At 67.1% G+C, this 12,837-nt stretch carries 14 protein-coding genes; 8 read left to right on the forward strand and 6 right to left on the reverse strand.

Annotation, left to right across the window (positions count from 1 at the left end; translation table 11 throughout):
* Positions 1 to 10: 10 nt before the first annotated feature.
* A complete protein-coding gene (locus L1F06_RS19620; RefSeq protein ID WP_129481776.1) occupies positions 11 to 484 on the forward strand; it encodes an LEA/WHy family protein in 474 nt (157 codons plus the stop codon).
* Here the strand turns inward: L1F06_RS19620 and pdxR are convergent.
* Positions 478 to 1,905, reverse strand: a complete 1,428-nt coding sequence (pdxR, locus tag L1F06_RS19625; protein ID WP_129481777.1) for a MocR-like pyridoxine biosynthesis transcription factor PdxR — start codon at positions 1,903 to 1,905, stop codon at positions 478 to 480. The two genes, L1F06_RS19620 and pdxR, sit on opposite strands and share 7 nt — an antisense overlap.
* Before the next feature lie 140 nt (positions 1,906 to 2,045).
* Here pdxR and L1F06_RS19630 point away from each other — a divergent pair, with 140 nt between their 5' ends.
* Both L1F06_RS19630 and L1F06_RS19635 read left to right on the forward strand, forming a co-directional pair.
* Positions 2,046 to 2,477, forward strand: a complete 432-nt coding sequence (locus tag L1F06_RS19630; RefSeq protein WP_129481778.1) for a carboxymuconolactone decarboxylase family protein — start codon at positions 2,046 to 2,048, stop codon at positions 2,475 to 2,477.
* Positions 2,478 to 2,500: 23 nt separating this feature from the next.
* Positions 2,501 to 3,454, forward strand: coding sequence for a DMT family transporter (locus L1F06_RS19635; protein WP_129481779.1), 954 nt, complete (start codon positions 2,501 to 2,503; stop codon positions 3,452 to 3,454).
* Between the two features lie 28 nt (positions 3,455 to 3,482).
* Here the strand turns inward: L1F06_RS19635 and L1F06_RS19640 are convergent, their stop codons facing one another.
* Positions 3,483 to 4,262, reverse strand: a complete 780-nt coding sequence (locus L1F06_RS19640; RefSeq protein WP_011921140.1) for a gamma-glutamyl-gamma-aminobutyrate hydrolase family protein — start codon at positions 4,260 to 4,262, stop codon at positions 3,483 to 3,485.
* 468 nt (positions 4,263 to 4,730) lie between these two features.
* Between L1F06_RS19640 and L1F06_RS19645 the strand changes: the two genes are divergently transcribed.
* A complete protein-coding gene (locus L1F06_RS19645) occupies positions 4,731 to 5,072 on the forward strand; it encodes a zinc ribbon domain-containing protein YjdM (protein WP_003246962.1) in 342 nt (113 codons plus the stop codon).
* Positions 5,073 to 5,151: 79 nt separating this feature from the next.
* The gene (locus L1F06_RS19650; protein WP_129481780.1) at positions 5,152 to 5,877 is read left to right on the forward strand and encodes a substrate-binding periplasmic protein; all 726 of its coding nucleotides are present in this window, start codon (positions 5,152 to 5,154) and stop codon (positions 5,875 to 5,877) included.
* 6 nt (positions 5,878 to 5,883) lie between these two features.
* On the opposite strand, the gene L1F06_RS19655 is transcribed toward L1F06_RS19650, so the two are convergent.
* The 4 genes from L1F06_RS19655 to L1F06_RS19670 all read right to left on the reverse strand — a co-directional run bounded on the left by L1F06_RS19655 (position 5,884) and on the right by L1F06_RS19670 (position 10,219).
* Positions 5,884 to 6,654: a hypothetical protein gene (locus L1F06_RS19655; RefSeq protein ID WP_011921137.1), complete on the reverse strand. Its 771-nt coding sequence runs from the start codon at positions 6,652 to 6,654 to the stop codon at positions 5,884 to 5,886.
* Positions 6,655 to 6,785: 131 nt separating this feature from the next.
* Positions 6,786 to 8,117 carry a spinster family MFS transporter gene (locus tag L1F06_RS19660; protein ID WP_003246965.1) on the reverse strand — a complete coding sequence of 444 codons (1,332 nt, stop codon included), beginning with the start codon at positions 8,115 to 8,117 and terminating at the stop codon, positions 6,786 to 6,788.
* 164 nt (positions 8,118 to 8,281) lie between these two features.
* Positions 8,282 to 9,304 carry a ferrochelatase gene (gene hemH / locus L1F06_RS19665; protein ID WP_129481781.1) on the reverse strand — a complete coding sequence of 341 codons (1,023 nt, stop codon included), beginning with the start codon at positions 9,302 to 9,304 and terminating at the stop codon, positions 8,282 to 8,284.
* A 12-nt stretch (positions 9,305 to 9,316) separates the two neighbouring features.
* Positions 9,317 to 10,219, reverse strand: coding sequence for a TIGR01777 family oxidoreductase (locus L1F06_RS19670; protein ID WP_003246967.1), 903 nt, complete (start codon positions 10,217 to 10,219; stop codon positions 9,317 to 9,319).
* Positions 10,220 to 10,422: 203 nt separating this feature from the next.
* Here L1F06_RS19670 and L1F06_RS19675 point away from each other — a divergent pair, with 203 nt between their 5' ends.
* The 3 genes from L1F06_RS19675 (at position 10,423) to L1F06_RS19685 (ending at position 12,832) form a co-directional block, all read left to right on the forward strand.
* The gene (locus L1F06_RS19675) at positions 10,423 to 11,409 is read left to right on the forward strand and encodes an NAD(P)/FAD-dependent oxidoreductase (RefSeq protein ID WP_129481782.1); all 987 of its coding nucleotides are present in this window, start codon (positions 10,423 to 10,425) and stop codon (positions 11,407 to 11,409) included.
* Entirely contained in the window at positions 11,406 to 11,636 is a 231-nt protein-coding gene (locus tag L1F06_RS19680) for a TIGR02450 family Trp-rich protein (protein WP_003246969.1), read from the forward strand. Before L1F06_RS19675 ends, L1F06_RS19680 begins: the two co-directional genes overlap by 4 nt.
* 245 nt (positions 11,637 to 11,881) lie before the next feature.
* Positions 11,882 to 12,832: a YbgA family protein gene (locus L1F06_RS19685; RefSeq protein ID WP_003246970.1), complete on the forward strand. Its 951-nt coding sequence runs from the start codon at positions 11,882 to 11,884 to the stop codon at positions 12,830 to 12,832.
* The last annotated feature ends 5 nt before the right edge of the window (positions 12,833 to 12,837 follow it).

Below are 12,837 nucleotides of genomic sequence, written 5' to 3' on the forward strand. Positions count from 1 at the left end.
GAAGATCGCCATGCCTCGCCTGCTTCGTCTGTGTTTCGTCGTCCTGCTCGCCGCTGCGCTGGGTGCCTGCGCCAGTTTCACCGAGCGCGACCCGCTGCGTATCGACCTGGTCGGCCTTGAGCCCCTGCCCGGCCAGGGCCTGGAGGTACGCTTCGCGGTCAAGCTGCGGGTGCAGAACCCCAACGACCGTGCAGTGGACTTCAACGGCGTGGCGCTGGATCTGGAGGTCAACGGCCGGCCGCTGGCCAGCGGGGTGAGCGACCAGCGTGGCAGCGTGCCGCGTTTCGGCGAAACCCTGGTCAGCGTGCCGGTGAGCATTTCCGCCTTCTCGGCCATGCGCCAGGCCTGGGGCGCCAGCGGCTACCAGCCGGGCCAGGGCCTACCTTACGTGCTGCGCGGCAAGCTGGCCGGCGGCCTGTTCGGCACCCGCCGCTTCAGCGACAGCGGCACCCTGGACTGGCCGGAGCCGCCGCGCGGCTACTGACAGGCCGCCTGCAGCGCCAGACGCAGCTCGTCCAGCCCGGCCTGCAGGTCGTCGAGTTCGATGCAGCCGAAACCGAACAGCAGTCCGGCCTGCGCCGGCCCCTGATAGAAGGCGGCCAGCGAATCCAGGCCAATGCTGCGGCTGCGCATCTCGCTCGCCAGCCGCTCGGGATCGACACCTGGACGCAGCAGCGCCGCCAGATGGATGCCGGCCATCGGTACTATGGGCTGCAGCCAGGTCGCCAGATCGCCCTGCAGACGCAGCAGCAGATGCTCGCGGCGCTCGGCATACAGCCGCTGCATGCGTCGGGTATGCCGGGCGAACTCGCCACGTTCCATGAAATGCGCCAGCGCCAGTTGCTGCAGGCTGTCGCCGTGCCGGTCGCCAAGCAGTTTGGCCTGCACCAGCGCCTCGTGCAGCCCGGGCGGCATCAGCAGATAGCCGACCCGCTGCTGGGGATAGAGGGTCTTGGAGAAGGTCCCCAGATAGGCCACCAGTCCGTGACGATCCAGGCTCTGCAGCGCCTCCAGCGGCCGCCCCTGAAAGCGGAACTCGCCGTCGTAGTCGTCCTCGATGATCAGCACCCGGTGCTCGCGCGCCCACTCCAGCAACGCCAGGCGCCGCGCCAGGCTCATCGGCATGCCCAGCGGAAACTGATGCGAAGGTGTGACGTAGACCAGGCGCACGTTGGCCGGCAGCAGGTCCACGCGCAGCCCCTCGTCATCCACCGGCACGCCGATCACCTCGGCCCCGGCACTCTGGAAACAGCTGCGCGCAGGGGTGTAACCGGGTTCCTCCATGGCCACCCGATCGCCGGGCTCGAGCATCACCTGGGCCAGCAGGCTGAGGCCCTGCTGCGCGCCCTGGGTCACCAGCAGATCCTGCCAGTCGCAGCGCACCGCGCGGTTGAGCGCCAGATAGCGGGCAATGGCCTGGCGCAGCGCCGGCTGGCCCTGCACGCCGGCATAGAAGCCGCTGCCCTGGCTCATCTGGCGCAGCGCGTACTGCAGGCTGGTGCGCCAGGCAGCGAGGGGAAAGCGGCGCATGCTCACCGTGCCGCCGGCGAAGTTGTAGCGCCAGCCCTGCACCGGGCTGTCGAACGGCGCCACGGGCAGACGCCGCCAGCGCGCCGCGGGTTGCAGCAGGCTGGTGGCGGCACTGCGCGTGGGTGCGGCCGACTGCGCCAGGCTGCTGACGAAGGTGCCACTGCCGACCCGGGTGCTGGTGAAACCCTCGGCAAGCAGCTGCTCGTATGCCTCGCTGACCGTCTTGCGCGACACCTGCAGGCGCTCGGCCAGGTAGCGGCTCGGCGGCAGGCGTTCCCCCGCCTGCAGGCGGCCGCCAAGAATGGCCTCGCGCAACTGGCGATACAGCTGGGCGGCGAGGGGCTGGTCAGGGTCGATGCTCAGGTGCAGGTCCATGTCGGGCTCCGGTGTGACGGCCCTAGCACAACAGATTGGCCTCCTGAATTTCAACGAAATTGGCTATTTCTGCAGTCCGTAGCGCCCACTACCCTGGCTGCAGTGCTCGCATGGCGCGAGCGGGATCAAGGAGACAGCTGATGCGACTGAACTGGAGCAAGGCCTCGCCCCAGGCCTACAAGGCCATGCTTGGCCTGGAAGCGGTGCTCGAACAGAGCGGCCTCGAACTGCCCCTGCTGGAGCTGGTGCGTCTGCGCGCCTCGCAGCTCAACGGCTGCGCCTACTGCGTGCAGATGCATGCCAATGACGCCCGTCGCGGTGGCGCCAGCGAGGCGCGTCTGCAGACGGTTTGCGTGTGGCGCGAAAGCGCGCACTTCACCGCTCGCGAACGAGCGGCATTGGCCTGGACCGAGAGCCTCACCCGCCTCAGCAGCCAGCACCCGAGCGACGCCGAATATGCCGAGCTGGGTGAGCATTTCGACGACGCCGAGATCGCCAACCTGACCCTGGCGGTGGCCACCATCAACGCCTGGAACCGCTTCGGCGTCGGTTTCGCACTCAAGGCCGAATGACTCATCAGGCAAGGATGCACAGCATGCCCGCGGCACTCGCCTACACCTGCCTGGCCCTGTCGATGCTGCTGGTCGGCGGCAACATCGCCGTCGGCAAGGCGATACTCGATGAGCTGCCGGTGTTTCTCTTCGCCCTGCTGCGTTTCGCCATCGCCTGCCTGGTGCTGGCCCCCGGCATGCTGCTGCCCGCCGTACGGCGGCAACTGGATCGCCAGGCGGCGGGCGGCCTGTTCCTGCAGGCGTTCTTCGGCTGCTTCCTGTTCAGCCTGTTCATCCTCCACGGGGTACGGCTGACCTCGGCCACCAGTGCCGGCATCGTGCTGAGCATCACCCCCAGCCTGGTGGCGTTGCTGGCGTGGCTGCTGCTGGGCGAACGCATCGCCGCGCGCAACAGCCTGGCCATCGGCCTGGCGATAGCCGGCATGGCCTTGCTCAATCTGCTCGAGAGCAGCCAGGGCGGCAGCGCCAGCCTGCTGGGCAACGCACTGGTGCTGGGGGCGGTGCTGTCCGAGGCGCTGTTCGCCATCTACTCGCGGCGCCTGTCGCTGAGCCTGCATCCCTGGGCCATGGCCTTTGGCGTCAATCTGGCGGGGCTGCTGCTGTTTCTGCCGCTGGCCTGGCCACAGGCGATGAGCTTCGACTGGCAGGCCCCGAGTTCCACCACCTGGCAGCTGCTGGGCTTCTACAGCCTCAGCGCCAGCGTGCTGTCGTTCCTGCTGTGGTACACCGGCATCAGCCGGGTAGCGGCCAATGTCGCCGGCCTGTTCATCGGCCTGATGCCGCTGAGCGCGGCGCTGGTAGGGGTATTCGCACTGGGCGAGCGCTTCGCCGCCAGCCACGCCCTGGGCATGGTGCTGGTGCTCGGCGCGATTGCGCTGGGTGCGTGGCCGGGGCGGCGCCCGTCCGGGTCAGCGATGGGAAGTCGGTTGCAGGCGCGCCAGGACAGCGCGCCCGTTGCGGACACCCCGGGCCGCTGAATCAGCAGTCCCGGACGCCCTGCGCCGCTCAGCCGTGTTCGGCTACGCGGCGGCGGCAGGCTTCGCCGAAGGCCTGGAAGATCTTCACCGAATCCGGGTTGCTCGCCGCCTGCCATTCCGGGTGCCATTGCACGGCGAACAGGAACGGCGACAGGCTGGGGGCGTGAATGGCCTCGATCAGGCCGTCCTCGGCGCTGGCCAGCACCTCGAGGCCCTGGCCCAGATTGCGGATGGCCTGGCCATGCAGGGAATTCACGCGAATCTCCGGCTGGCCGAGCAACTCGGCGAACCAGCTGCCGGGCACCGGGTAAACCGCGTGGCGCGGTGCGTACTGCACCTCCACCGGGTCGTCCGGGTTTTCCCGATGGTCGTTGTAGCCGGGCTCGGCATAGACCTTCTGGAAGATGTCGCCGCCCAGGGCCACGTTGATCTCCTGCATGCCGCGGCAGATGCCGAAGATCGGCAGGCCACGGGCGATGGCCGCGCGGATCAGCGGCAGGTCGAACAGGTCGCGATCGCGATCCTGGCCCTTGTTCGGGGTTTCGTTCTCCTGGCCGTAGAGCGCCGGATCGATGTTGCTGCCGGCACCGGTCAGGTACACGCCGTCGGCCATGTCCAGATACTGCTCGAGGTCATCCGTACCGCAGCAGGTGGGTACCAGCACCGGCACGCAACCGGAGAGCTCGACCAGAGGGCGGATGTATTTGTGGGTCATTACCTGATAGTCGTGGCCCTTGCGCTCCTGAGCGCCCATGGACATCAACACGACGGGTTTGCGAGGGGTATTGCGGATCTTGTTGTCGGACATACGTCACCTTGGGACAGGCCGGGCCTGTCGTTGCTGTGCAGACCCGTGGCCAGCAGAACGTCGCTGCTGCCGCACTTGAGGCCTGTTTGGCTAACCCCGTGCACCGCAGCTCCTCCTGAGCCAGGGTGCCGCCTTCCGACGGCGGCTCGAACCGGGTCAGCTCCATCCAGAGAGGGGCCGCAGCAGGGCTGCCCGTTACCCGGTTCGGCAACGGAATCTGCTGCCAGTCTGCCCGAGCCGTAAAATATGTCAAACAAATAAGCAGGGTTTCGTTAAACAAACTTGCCGCACCGCTCAGCCTATAACCCCATGAAACGGCGCACACAGCGGACAGGGCGGCATAAGCGCCCCGCCTGAAAGTCCAATATTTTTAACAATGCAGACCGGCATCCCTCACGGCAGCGCGGGCGGCCGAGGATAAAACCCTATACACTATGCGGTTTCTTAAAACGTCACCGAGGACACCCCTTGAGCACCCTGCCACCCTGCCCCAAGTGCAACTCCGAATACACCTACCAGGACGGCGACCAGCTGGTCTGCCCCGAATGCGCCCATGAGTGGCAAGCCGGCGACGGCACCGAAGCAGCCGACGAAAGCCGTGTGATCAAGGACTCGGTGGGCAATGCGCTGCAGGACGGCGACAGCGTGACCGTGATCAAGGACCTCAAGGTCAAGGGCTCGTCGCTGGTGGTCAAGGTTGGCACCAAGGTGAAGAACATCCGCCTGGTGGATGGCGATCACGACATCGACTGCAAGATCGATGGCATCGGCGCGATGAAGCTCAAGTCGGAGTTCGTGCGCAAGGTCTGACTCGCAAAGGGCGCATGCGGCCCCACACCCTCACGGAACTTGGCTAGCCTGAACACAGGCCATTCACGAGGGAACCGCCATGCGCCATCTGCTGCTCGCTCTGCTGCTGTCGACTACAACGCTGCCTGCCGCGCAACCCTGGCGGGTGGTGGGCGACGAACAGTTCGCGCCCTACAGCTTCGTCACCGACGCGGACGACACGCCGCACGGCCTGGACGTGGAACTGGTCGATGCGGTGCTGCGCGAGGCCGGGGTCGCCTACGAAATCCGCCTCTACCCCTGGGAACGGGTCAAGCGCATGCTCGATCGCGGCGAGGTGCAGATGGCCTTTCAGTTCGCCGGCACCCCGCAGCGTCAGGAACAGTACGAGCTGGTCGGCCCGCTGCGCAGCGGCTCGACCGTGTTCATGACCACCGCCAAGACCGCCATCAGCGACTGGCAGACGCTGGACGATTTCGCCCCCTATGTCATCGGCCAGGTCCGCGGCTATGTCTACGAAGAGCACTTCGACCGCGCCGACCTGGCGCGCGACACCAGCGCGCAGAATCCGCGCCAGCTGGTCTCGATGCTGCTGGCCGGCCGCATCGACATCATCGTCGGCGACCGCGTGCAGCTGCAGTATTTCGTGCATGAGCAGCGCGCCCAGGATCAGGTGCGCATCCTGCCTCGCCCGCTGATCCAGATGCCGCGCTTCGTCGCCTTCGCCAAGGGCGACATCGAACGTGCCCGGCAATTCTCCGAGGCGCTGGTACGCCTGCGCAATGCCGGCAAGCTGGATGAAATCCAGCAGCGCTGGGCGCCGTGAGCGCCGCTACTGCACCGGCAGGAAGTTCAGCAGGAACAGGCTCTGCGCATAATTGGCCCCCATGCGTCGATAGCGTTCTTCCAGCACGTGGGTGAGCAGGTCCAGACGCGCCACCATCTTGCCGAACTCCACCGCATAGCTGAGGTTGCTGCCCTGCTCGGACACTTCGTTGGAGAGCAGCAGCGGCTGGCCACTGGCGTCGCGGCGCTGGCCGAGCATCCAGGCGGCCTTTTCCAGATTGCGCGCGGCATTGTGGATGAACTGCGCATTGAAGCTGTCGGTCAGGTAGAACTCGGTGCGCCCGCCATGCGCCGTCACCAGCATGCTGCCGATGGCATAGGTGAAGGCCGCCACCCGGTCGCCCTGAAAGCCCGGGCTCAGGGCGTAGTCGAGCGCGGCGACGTCGCGCCGGCCGCCCAGGGTCGGCCAGTCCAGGTTGTGTTCGATGGCATGCTGGATGGCGCGCTCGGCGGCGGCGCTGTCGGGGTGCGCATTCTTGCGCCATTCGCGCGGGTTGCGCTGGTACAGCTTGTTCATCAGCCGGTACAGGCTGTTGAGGTTGTTGCGCATGGCCAGGGTGGCCATGCGGTCCACGTCGGTCTGCAGCAGCTCGGCCGGTTTCACCGGGCTGCGCGTATGCAGGATCGAGTCGTTGTCCAGGCGACCGCTGCAACCGCCGATCAGCAGGAGCAAAGCCAGCCCGGGCAAGCACCGTTGCCAATACGCAACCGCCTTCGCTTGCCCGCCCCAGACGGCAGGCCCAGGCCTCGCTCCCATCCTCTGGCTCCCTGGCTAGCCCGGGCCGGATTGGCGCGGGCATCACTCAGAAGCTCAGTAAAGCGCAAAATTTCCATCTGGCCCGTGCGGCAACGCATGAAAGCACCATCCGCCGCCGCGACCGGGCCGACTCAGGCCGGGCTCGCCGCCCACTGCTCCAGACGCGTCACGCTCTCGCGGTAGGGTTTCAGGCTCTTGGCCAACAGGATGATGGACATCAGCACCGCCAGGGTGGTGACGATCAGCAGCGAATAGCGCAGCGCGTTGTCGTCGGCGAAGACGAAGTCGGTGACCAGGGCCACGGCGGTCGGGCCTATTCCCAGGCCGATCAGGGTGATGACGAACAGGTAGATGGCCGAGGCCTGGCCGCGCATCGAGTTGGGCATGATCTCCTGGATCGCCGCCGGCGCCACGCCGAACGGCATGCTCAGGCAGAACACCGTGGGCGCCAGCAGCACGCTGGCCCACAGGGCGCTGTCCATCAGCGGGAACAGCAGCACCAGCGGCAGCGCGGCCAGGGCAGCGTAGAGACCGACGCGCATGTTCGCATCGCTGCGCCCGCGCTTGGCCATCCAGTCGGCCAGACGCCCGCCGAAGACGATGCCCAGGCAGCCGAACACCGCGACGATGCAGCCATAGACGATGCCCACCTGGCCGGCGTCCCACCCGTAGGTGCGGATGTAGAAGGTCGGCACCCAGGCGGCGCTGCCGTAGCCGGCGAAGGCCAGGCCGGCGAAACCGAAGTTGTGCAGCAGCACGGTGCGGCGGTTGGCGCGAATGTAGCGCCCCACTTCGCTGAGCGGTACCGCCACGCCGGCACCGGCGCCGCGGCGCGCGGGCTCCTTGACCGCCAGCATGAGCAGGGTGAAGAGCACGCCGGCGACGCCGAGAATCAGGAAGATCAGCTGCCAGGGACGCACTTCACCCAGCACCGGCAGGGTCACGTCGCCCTGCGCCGAGGCGAACTGGATGACCAGCCCACCGACCAGGAAGGCCAGCCCCGAGCCCAGGTAGACGCCCATGGAATAGACGCTGATGGCCGTGGCCCGGCGCTCGGCGGGAAAGCTGTCGGCGATCAGCGAATAGGCAGCCGGCGACAGCGCCGCCTCGCCCACACCGACGCCGATGCGGCAGAGCAGGAACTGCCAGTACATCTTGGCCATGCCGCAAGCGGCGGTGGCGGCGCTCCAGAACAGGATGCCCACGGCAATCAGCCCGCGCCGGCTGCGGGTGTCGGCGACGCGGCCAAGGGGAATGCCGCAGACGGTGTAGAACAGGGCGAAGGACAGGCCCATCAGCAGGCTCATCTGCGTGTCGCTGATCATCAGGTCGCGGCGGATGGGCTCGACCAGCAGGTTGAGAATCTGCCGATCGACGAAGGACAGCACGTAGGCCACCATCAGGATGGCGACAGTGACCCAGGCGCGGGCACTGGAGGGATAGCCGTTATTGTTGTTATGCACGGACGCTCTCCTCGGCACCGCTGACGCGGTGCGCGGCGGTTGAAAGTGGCGTCAGCTTAGGACGATATAAACGGCGCTGAGTATCGCTCGAAGGTGTTATCAGGCGGGCGAATGCTTCATACCCGCCGCAGCGAATGCTTCACCACGGCGGGCAGAGGCATGCATCAGAGGGCTTGCGGCGCCCGCTCGCAGAGGACCTTGAGTGCCGCCACCCAGTCCGGGTGGTCGTTCAGGCAGGGCACCAGCTGCAGGCTCTCGCCACCGGCCTCGACGAACTGCTCGCGGCCGCGGTCGCCGATCTCCTCCAGGGTCTCGATGCAATCGGCGACGAAGGCCGGGCACATCACCAGCAGCTTCTTCACCCCCTGCGCGGCGAGTTCGTCGAGGCGGGTCTCGGTGTAGGGCTCGATCCACTTGGCGCGCCCCAGACGCGACTGGAAGCTCACCGACCACTGCTCCGGGCGCAGGCCCATGCGCTCGGCGAACAGCTCGGCGCTGCGCAGGCACTGCGCGCGGTAACAGGTGGCGAGCACCGCAGGTGAGGCGGTGCGGCAGCAGTCGTCGCCCTTCAGGCAATGGCCGCTGGGGTCGAGCTTGTGCAGGTGGCGCTCCGGCAGGCCATGAAAGCTCAGCAACAGGTGGTCGAAGCCCTGCTCCAGATAGGGCTTGGCACTGGCCACCAGGGCATCGAGGTATTCCGGCTGGTCGTAGAACGGCGGCAGGACGGAGAAGCGCAGGTTCAGGCCGCGCTCACGCACCACGCGCTTGGCCTCCTCGATCACCGTGGTGGTGGTGCTGTCGGCGAACTGCGGGTAGAGCGGCGCCAGGGTCACCTGGCGAATGCCCTGGTCGGCCAGGCGTTGCAGGGTCGCCTCGATGGACGGCTCGCCATAACGCATGGCCAGCTCCACCGGGCCGTGCGACCAATGCGCCTTCATCGCCTCCTGCAGGCGGCGGCTGAGCACCACCAGCGGCGAGCCTTCATCCCACCAGATCGAGGCATAGGCATGCGCCGACGCTGCCGGACGCTTGATCAGGATCAGCGACACCAGCAGGCGGCGCAGCGGCCACGGCAGATCGATCACGTAGGGATCCATCAGGAACTGATTGAGGTAACGGCGGACATCGGCTACTTCGGTGGACGCGGGCGAACCCAGGTTAACCAGCAACAATGCGTGATCGGTCATGCGAAATCCTAGTCAGGGGTGGCCCAGCAGATCGGCCAGGGCCACATCCAGATGGGTGAAGCGGAAACTGAAACCGGCCTCGAGCAGACGCTTCGGCACGGCGCGCTGGCCGCCAAGCAGCAGCTCGGACAACTCGCCAAGACCGGCACGCAGGGCGAACGCCGGCACCGGCAGAATGGCCGGCCGGCTCAACGCCTGGCCCAGCGCCTTGGTGAACTCGGCGTTGCGCACCGGCAACGGCGCGCACGCATTATAGGGACCCTGGGCGGCCTCCTGCTGCAAGAGAAAATCCATCAGGCCGATTTGGTCGGCGATATGGATCCACGGCATCCACTGCCGGCCGTCGCCGAGACGCCCGCCCAGCCCGAGCCGGAACGGCAGCAGCAGACGCTTGAGCATGCCGCCGTCCGCGCTCAGCACCAGACCGGTACGCACCAGCACCACGCGCATACCCAGCTCCTCGGCGCGTTGTGCAGTTTCTTCCCAGGCGCCGCACAGCTGCGCGGCGAAATCGTCGGTGACCTGCGGCGTGTCCTCGTGCAGCTCACGCTCGCCGCCATCACCGTACCAGCCCACCGCCGAGCCCGACAGCAACAGCGCCGGACGCTGCTCGCGGCTCTTGAGCCAGTTCAGCAGCTGCTCGGTCAGGCCGATGCGGCTGGCCCACAGCAGCGCCTTGCGCTTGCTGCTCCAGGGGCGGTCGGCGATGGGCGCACCGGCCAGGTTGACCACCGCATCGAGCGGCTCCTCGGCCAGCTCCTCGAGCCGCCCGATCCCCCGCACCGTAGGCCCACACAGGCCGGCTACCTTGCCCGGCTCACGGCTCCAGACCGTCAGGCGATGGCCGTGCTCGACCCAGTGCGCGCAAAGCGCACGCCCAATCAGGCCGGTACCGCCGGTCAGTAGGATATGCATGGCATCGTCCTCGCATGGCAATTGATGAGACTTCACCTTTAGTCTGGTTTATGACAGGCATACGTGCCTTTATCGAACGCCGCGTTTGTCCTAAACCTAAAGAAAGAGGGAGCGCCGCTCACGACAGCTGTACATGAAAACATTCTTGTATAGCTCTTGTCCAAACCGTAGCCTGTAATGCATTCAGCGCTGACGAGGTAACCATGAACGCACCCATCGCCATCATCGGCACCGGCATCGCGGGACTTTCCGCCGCCCAGGCCCTGCACGCCGCCGGCCACGACGTCGAGCTGTTCGACAAGAGCCGCGGCAGCGGCGGGCGCATGGCCAGCAAGCGCAGCGATGCCGGGAGCCTGGATCTCGGCGCGCAATACTTCACCGCCCGCGACCGCCGCTTCGTCGAAGTGGTGCAGCAGTGGCAGAACCGCGGCTGGGCCGAAACCTGGGCGCCGGAGCTGTACAACAGCCAGGCCGGCCAACTCAGCCCCTCACCCGACGAGCAGGTCCGCTGGGTCGGCGCGCCGCGCATGAGCGCCATCAGCCGCGCCCTGCTCGGCGCCCTGCCGGTGCACTTCTCCTGCCGCATCACCGAGGTGTTCCGCGGCGGCAGCCACTGGAGCCTGCAGGACGCGGACGGCAACAGCCATGGCCCCTTCAGCCACGTGATAGTCGCCACCCCGGCGCCCCAGGCCAGTGCGCTGCTAGCTTGCGCGCCGAAGCTGGCAGGCGTGGCGGCCAGCGTGGTGATGGAACCGACCTGGGCGGTGGCCCTGGCCTTCGACACGCCGCTGGATACCCGCGTCGAGGGCTGCTTCATCCAGGACAGTCCGCTCGACTGGGTGGCGCGCAACCGCAGCAAGCCCGGCCGCGACAATCACCCGGACACCTGGGTGCTGCATGCCAGCAGCGCCTGGAGCCGGCAGCATCTGGACCTGGCCAAGGAGACGGTGATCGAGCATCTGCATGGCGCCTTCGCCGAGCTGATCGGCTGTGCGGTCCCGGCGCCGAGCTTCACCCTCGCCCACCGCTGGCTCTACGCCCGTCCGGCGCAGGCTCACCAGTGGGGGGCGCTGGCCGATGCCGACCTGGGCCTGTACGCCTGCGGCGACTGGTGCCTGTCGGGCCGGGTCGAGGGCGCCTGGCTCAGCGGCCAGGACGCCGCCCGCCGTCTGCTCGAACACCTGGCATGAGCGGCGCCGACAAGCGCCGCCTCAACCCGCGCAAGCTGCTGCTGTCGAAATGGACGGCAGCACGGCCGCAGAATCGTGAACGGCATTTTCTGGTCACCGAGCTGATCCGCGACGAAGAGGACAACATCCTCGCCGTGGAACTGCAGGCCGTGCTGACCCGGCGCAGCCAGCAGCTGGACTGGCGCCAGTTGCAGGACACCGAGCGCTGGCAGCAAGGCTGGCGCTGAGCACGTCTGCGCCGGCCCTGCTCTGCGCGCTCTGAGGTTCATCCCACCCCTTTCTCCGCCATAGCCCATCGCCTCCACCCTGCGGACGCGATGCGTCGCCTCGCGGCCGGTCGCAGGCAAAATCTCGCACCGAACAAAAGCGATACCAGACCTGTACAAATCATTTGACTTGTACAGCTACACACCTATGATGGACTGAAATTGTACATGCACCAACAAATGTACAAGTTCATCGAGGTCGAACCATGCCTGCGAACAAAGCCAAACTGGGCATCAGTGCCTGCCTGCTGGGCGCCGAGGTACGCTACAACGGCGGTCACAAGCTGTCGCGGCTGTGCAGCCGCAGCCTGGCCGAGCATTTCGATTTCGTCGCGGTCTGCCCGGAAGTCGGCATCGGCATGTCGGTGCCACGCGAGCCGATCCGCCTGGTAGGCGACCCGCAGGCGCCGCGCGCCGTCGGCACGGTCGATCGCTCGCGCGATGTCACCGATGCCCTGGCCGCCTACGGCGAGCGCATGGCCGCGGAGCTGCAGGGCATCAGCGGCTTCATCTTCATGCAGCAGTCGCCGTCCTGCGGCCTGGAGCGGGTCAAGGTCTACCAGGACGGCGGCCGGCCCAGCGAGCCGGGGCGCGGCATCTTCGCCGCCGCCTTCTGCGCCCGCCACCCCGATCTGCCCGTCGAGGAAGACGGCCGCCTCAACGACCCGGTGCTGCGAGAGAACTTCATCACCCGCGTCTATGCCCATGCCGAGTGGCAGCAACTGCTGCAGCAGGGCCTCAGCCGCCACGCGCTGATCGCCTTCCACTCACGCTACAAGTACCTGCTGATGGCCACCGACCCGGTGCGCTACAAGACGCTCGGCCGCCTGCTCGGCGAGCTGCACCAGCATGACCTGGCCGAACTGGCGCCGCGCTATTTCAGCGAGCTGATGAGCGCGCTGAAGAAGTGCGCCACCCGCGGCACCCACAGCAACGTGCTGCAGCACCTGAGCGGCTATCTCAAGCATGCGCTGTCCGCCGACGACAAACGGGAAATGCAGCAGCTGATCGGTCAGTACCGCCAGGGCATCGTGCCGCTGGTGGTGCCGCTGACCCTGCTCAAGCATCACTTCCGCCGCCATCCGCATCGCTACATCGCCGAACAGGCGTACCTGCAGCCGCATCCGGAACCACTCAGCCTGCGCAACGCCCTGTAATGCCC

This window comes from Pseudomonas hydrolytica (assembly GCF_021495345.1).
In the GTDB taxonomy this organism is placed as follows: domain Bacteria; phylum Pseudomonadota; class Gammaproteobacteria; order Pseudomonadales; family Pseudomonadaceae; genus Aquipseudomonas; species Aquipseudomonas hydrolytica.